Origin of the sequence: Moraxella caprae DSM 19149, assembly GCF_000426885.1 — a bacterium.
In the GTDB taxonomy this organism is placed as follows: Bacteria; Pseudomonadota; Gammaproteobacteria; order Pseudomonadales; family Moraxellaceae; genus Moraxella; species Moraxella caprae.
The window spans coordinates 1-5,899 of record NZ_AUGF01000070.1 but is presented as its reverse complement, the minus strand read 5'-3'; the positions used below and the strand labels follow the sequence as shown (position 1 = coordinate 5,899).

Genomic DNA, 5,899 nt, shown 5'->3' with positions numbered 1-5,899 from the left:
GCTTGACATCAAAATCCATTGTGATAGAATAGTCAGCCTTGATTGATGATACAGACGATGTATCACGTACTATTTAAAAACATACTAAGAACAACTTGTGTGGATTTTTGCTAATACAAGATAATACAAAAATTATCATTTATCAAGCAAAAATACTCAAAGTTAATTCATTTACACGATGAGCAAATTTGCTAGTAATAAATGAGCCAAAATTAAAATTCCTAACTTTTTATTTTACTTTCTAAGTATTTTTACTTTCTAAGTAAATAATCAATTAGGCAAAACAAAGATTAAACTGAAGAGTTTGATCATGGCTCAGATTGAACGCTGGCGGCAGGCTTAACACATGCAAGTCGAACGATGAAGTCTAGCTTGCTAGACGGATTAGTGGCGAACGGGTGAGTAATGCTTAGGAATCTGCCTATTAGTGGGGGATAACGTAGGGAAACTTACGCTAATACCGCATACGTCTTACGAGAGAAAGGGGCCCGACCACTAAATTTAATTTTAAGTAATTGTCTTTTAAATAAATACAATTTGTGCTTATTAAGCAACACCTAACTTAATTAGGATGAGTTAAATTTAGTGGTCGGGTCTCGCTAATAGATGAGCCTAAGTCGGATTAGCTAGTTGGTGGGGTAAAGGCCTACCAAGGCGACGATCTGTAGCTGGTCTGAGAGGATGATCAGCCACACTGGGACTGAGACACGGCCCAGACTCCTACGGGAGGCAGCAGTGGGGAATATTGGACAATGGGCGAAAGCCTGATCCAGCCATGCCGCGTGTGTGAAGAAGGCCTTTTGGTTGTAAAGCACTTTAAGTGGGGAGGAAAAGCTTGTGGTTAATACCCACAAGCCCTGACGTTACCCACAGAATAAGCACCGGCTAACTCTGTGCCAGCAGCCGCGGTAATACAGAGGGTGCAAGCGTTAATCGGAATTACTGGGCGTAAAGCGAGCGTAGGTGGTCATTTAAGTCAGATGTGAAAGCCCCGGGCTTAACCTGGGAACTGCATCTGATACTGGGTGACTAGAGTAGGTGAGAGGGAAGTAGAATTCCAGGTGTAGCGGTGAAATGCGTAGAGATCTGGAGGAATACCGATGGCGAAGGCAGCTTCCTGGCATCATACTGACACTGAGGTTCGAAAGCGTGGGTAGCAAACAGGATTAGATACCCTGGTAGTCCACGCCGTAAACGATGTCTACCAGTCGTTGGGTCTCTTGAAGACTTAGTGACGCAGTTAACGCAATAAGTAGACCGCCTGGGGAGTACGGCCGCAAGGTTAAAACTCAAATGAATTGACGGGGGCCCGCACAAGCGGTGGAGCATGTGGTTTAATTCGATGCAACGCGAAGAACCTTACCTGGTCTTGACATACAGAGAATTCGCTAGAGATAGCTTAGTGCCTTCGGGAACTCTGATACAGGTGCTGCATGGCTGTCGTCAGCTCGTGTCGTGAGATGTTGGGTTAAGTCCCGCAACGAGCGCAACCCTTTTCCTTAGTTACCAGCGACTCGGTCGGGAACTCTAAGGATACTGCCAGTGACAAACTGGAGGAAGGCGGGGACGACGTCAAGTCATCATGGCCCTTACGACCAGGGCTACACACGTGCTACAATGGTTGGTACAAAGGGTTGCTACACAGCGATGTGATGCTAATCTCAAAAAGCCAATCGTAGTCCGGATTGGAGTCTGCAACTCGACTCCATGAAGTCGGAATCGCTAGTAATCGCAGATCAGAATGCTGCGGTGAATACGTTCCCGGGCCTTGTACACACCGCCCGTCACACCATGGGAGTTGATCTCACCAGAAGTGGTTAGCCTAACGCAAGAGGGCGATCACCACGGTGGGGTCGATGACTGGGGTGAAGTCGTAACAAGGTAGCCGTAGGGGAACCTGCGGCTGGATCACCTCCTTAACGAGATTATCTGATTAGCAAGAATTCACAACAAGTTGTTCTTAGTAGCGTAAGTTAAATTGGGTCTATAGCTCAGTTGGTTAGAGCACCGCCTTGATAAGGCGGGGGTCATAAGTTCAAGTCTTATTAGACCCACCATTTATGGGGTTATAGCTCAGTTGGTAGAGCGCCTGCCTTGCACGCAGGAGGTCAGGAGTTCGACTCTCCTTAACTCCACCACTTACAATAAATTAGAACTAAGCAATCAAATTAAACAGCATACAATTAGATTTCTTAATTCTACTTTATGTAGATAACTTACAATTAACTGATGAAGTTAATTACATTATTTAACAACGTAACTATGAGTCTGGGTTAATTATTTAATTCCAACAAATAATTAACCATTCCAATCATACTCCACTCATTAAAACGAAGGTTTAAATGAGATTGATTGGATAAAGTAAAGAGAACTGAATCAAGCGTAAACATAGGTAAATCGTTACACATTACCCTTATGACACCAAGACTACTTGGGGTTGTATGGTCAAGTAATGAAGTGCACATGGTGGATGCCTTGGCAGTCAGAGGCGATGAAAGACGTGATAGCCTGCGATAAGCGTCGGTGAGGTGGCAATATCCTGTGACCCGGCGATTTCTGAATGGGGAAACCCACCTATCATAAGATAGGTATTCTATCCTTTGGATAGAAGGCAAACCGGGAGAAGTGAAACATCTCAGTACCCCGAGGAAAAGACATCAATAGAGATTCCCCAAGTAGCGGCGAGCGAACGGGGAGGAGCCGATCAAATTTACAGTAGCAAAATGGCGTGGGAAAGCCAACCATAGTAGGTGATAGTCCTGTATGCGAAACTGTTTATGAGACATATTAAGTAGGGCGAGACACGTGAAATCTTGTCTGAAGATGGGGGGACCATCCTCCAAGGCTAAATACTCCTGACTGACCGATAGTGAACCAGTACCGTGAGGGAAAGGCGAAAAGAACCCCTGTTAGGGGAGTGAAATAGAACCTGAAACCGTGTGCATACAAGCAGTCGGAGCCCGACCACTTAATCGCTTTGAGGATAACAATGAACTTTTATTATGTATATGTTCTACAAAACATTAATAATCAAAATGATTTTTATGTTGGTTTTACTTCCAACTTAAAGCAGAGAATTGAAGCACATAATACAGGTCAAACTACCGCAACTCGTGGTAGAACTTGGAAAATCGTTTATTGTGAAGCCTATATAAGTGAAAAAGTGGCAAGAAAGCGAGAACATGCCATAAAAAACAATGGCAGAGTACGAACTTTCTTAATGAACCGCATCAAATCACAATTTGAAAAGCAGAGTGATTAAGTGGTCGGGTGACGGCGTACCTTTTGTATAATGGGTCAGCGACTTATATTCTGTAGCAAGGTTAACCGTTTAGGGGAGCCGTAGGGAAACCGAGTCTTAATAGGGCGAATTAAGTTGCAGGGTATAGACCCGAAACCGAGTGATCTATCCATGAGCAGGTTGAAAGTGCCGTAACAGGCACCGGAGGACCGAACCCACTGTCGTTGAAAAGCCAGGGGATGACTTGTGGATAGGGGTGAAAGGCTAATCAAACTCGGTGATAGCTGGTTCTCCCCGAAAGCTATTTAGGTAGCGCCTCGGACGAATACCATTGGGGGTAGAGCACTGTTTCGGCTAGGGGGTCATCCCGACTTACCAAACCGATGCAAACTCCGAATACCGATGAGTACTATCCGGGAGACAGACGGCGGGTGCTAACGTCCGTCGTCAAGAGGGAAACAACCCAGACCGCCAGCTAAGGCCCCAAATTCCTAGTTAAGTGGGAAACGATGTGGGAAGGCACAGACAGCTAGGAGGTTGGCTTAGAAGCAGCCACCCTTTAAAGAAAGCGTAATAGCTCACTAGTCGAGTCGGCCTGCGCGGAAGATGTAACGGGGCTCAAACTAGGAGCCGAAGCTGCGGATTTAATTGTTTCAATTAAGTGGTAGGGGAGCGTTGTGTAAGCCTGTGAAGGTGACCTGTAAGGGTTGCTGGAGGTATCACAAGAGCGAATGCTGACGTGAGTAACGACAAAACGGGTGAAAAGCCCGTTCGCCGGAAGACCAAGGGTTCCAGTCCAACGTTAATCGGGGCTGGGTGAGTCGACCCCTAAGGCGAGGCCGAAAGGCGTAGTCGATGGGAAATCGGTTAATATTCCGATACTTGTTTATGATGCGATGGAGGGACGGAGAAGGTTATGTCAGCCTGGCGTTGGTTGTCCAGGTGGAAGGATGTAGGTAGGTTTAGTAGGCAAATCCGCTAGACTATTACTGAGATCTGATAGCAAGCTAGTTTGACTAGTGAAGTGGCAAATACCCTGCTTCCAGGAAAAGCTTCTAAGCGATAGTCATAAAGAAATCGTACCCGAAACCGACACAGGTGGTCAGGTAGAGAATACCAAGGCGCTTGAGAGAACTCTGCTGAAGGAACTAGGCAAAATGGTACCGTAACTTCGGGAGAAGGTACGCTGCCGATGGTGATTAAACTTGCTTTATGAGCTGTTGGCAGTCGCAGATACCAGGCTGCTGCAACTGTTTATTAAAAACACAGCACTCTGCAAACACGAAAGTGGACGTATAGGGTGTGATGCCTGCCCGGTGCTGGAAGGTTAATTGATGGGGTTAGCGTATGCGAAGCTCTTGATCGAAGCCCCAGTAAACGGCGGCCGTAACTATAACGGTCCTAAGGTAGCGAAATTCCTTGTCGGGTAAGTTCCGACCTGCACGAATGGCATAATGATGGCAGCGCTGTCTCCAGCAGAGACTCAGTGAAATCGAAATCGCAGTGAAGATGCTGTGTACCCGCGGCTAGACGGAAAGACCCCGTGAACCTTTACTACAGCTTTACATTGAACTTTGACCTAACTTGTGTAGGATAGGTGGGAGGCTTTGAAGTAGGGACGCCAGTCCTTATGGAGCCAACCTTGAAATACCACCCTGGTTATGTTGGGGTTCTAACTTGAGATTAACAGATCTAAGGACAATGTATGGTGGGTAGTTTGACTGGGGCGGTCTCCTCCTAAAGAGTAACGGAGGAGTACGAAGGTGCGCTCAGAACGGTCGGAAATCGTTCAAAGAGTATAAAGGCAAAAGCGCGCTTAACTGCGAGACCCACAAGTCGAGCAGGTACGAAAGTAGGTCTTAGTGATCCGGTGGTTCTGTATGGAAGGGCCATCGCTCAACGGATAAAAGGTACTCTGGGGATAACAGGCTGATACCGCCCAAGAGTTCATATCGACGGCGGTGTTTGGCACCTCGATGTCGGCTCATCTCATCCTGGGGCTGAAGCAGGTCCCAAGGGTATGGCTGTTCGCCATTTAAAGAGGTACGCGAGCTGGGTTTAGAACGTCGTGAGACAGTTCGGTCCCTATCTACCGTGGGCGTTGGAAATTTGAGAGGATCTGCTCCTAGTACGAGAGGACCAGAGTGGACGAACCTCTGGTGTTCCGGTTGTTTCGCCAGAAGCATTGCCGGGTAGCTATGTTCGGATGGGATAACCGCTGAAAGCATCTAAGCGGGAAGCCCACCTCAAGATAAGATTTCCCTAAAGAGCCGTTGTAGACGACGACGTTGATAGGTTGGGTGTGGAAGCATGGTGACATGTGTAGCTAACCAATACTAATTGCTCGTTTGGCTTGACCATACAACACCCAAGTGGTTTAGTATGAGATAAGTGTAAAGATTTTACCTAACAAGCTTGAATCAATCTTGAATAAAACACAATAACAGACTCATAAGCAGCGTTGTTAATCCTTTTACGCTGACGACAATAGCAAGATGGAACCACCTGATCCCTTCCCGAACTCAGAAGTGAAACGTCTTAGCGCCGATGGTAGTGTGGTTCGCCCATGTGAGAGTAGGTCATCGTCAGCACCTTATTTAGCCCCCTCTGTCATTGATAGAGGGGGTTTTGGTTTTTAAAATCGTTGAATTTGTGTAT

At 46.6% G+C, this 5,899-nt stretch carries 2 tRNA genes and 3 rRNA genes; all 5 read left to right on the top strand.

Annotation, left to right across the window (positions count from 1 at the left end):
• Positions 1-292: 292 nt before the first annotated feature.
• A 16S ribosomal RNA gene (locus tag K941_RS0111800) occupies positions 293-1,919 on the top strand.
• 61 nt (positions 1,920-1,980) lie between these two features.
• Positions 1,981-2,057, top strand: a tRNA-Ile gene (locus K941_RS0111795).
• Positions 2,058-2,062: 5 nt separating this feature from the next.
• Positions 2,063-2,138: transfer RNA gene (locus K941_RS0111790), tRNA-Ala, on the top strand.
• Positions 2,139-2,443: 305 nt separating this feature from the next.
• Positions 2,444-5,602 (top strand): 23S ribosomal RNA (locus K941_RS0111785).
• 116 nt (positions 5,603-5,718) lie between these two features.
• A 5S ribosomal RNA gene (rrf, locus tag K941_RS0111780) occupies positions 5,719-5,832 on the top strand.
• The 16S, 23S and 5S rRNA genes sit together here with 2 tRNA genes alongside, the layout of an rRNA operon.
• Positions 5,833-5,899: the final 67 nt, after the last annotated feature.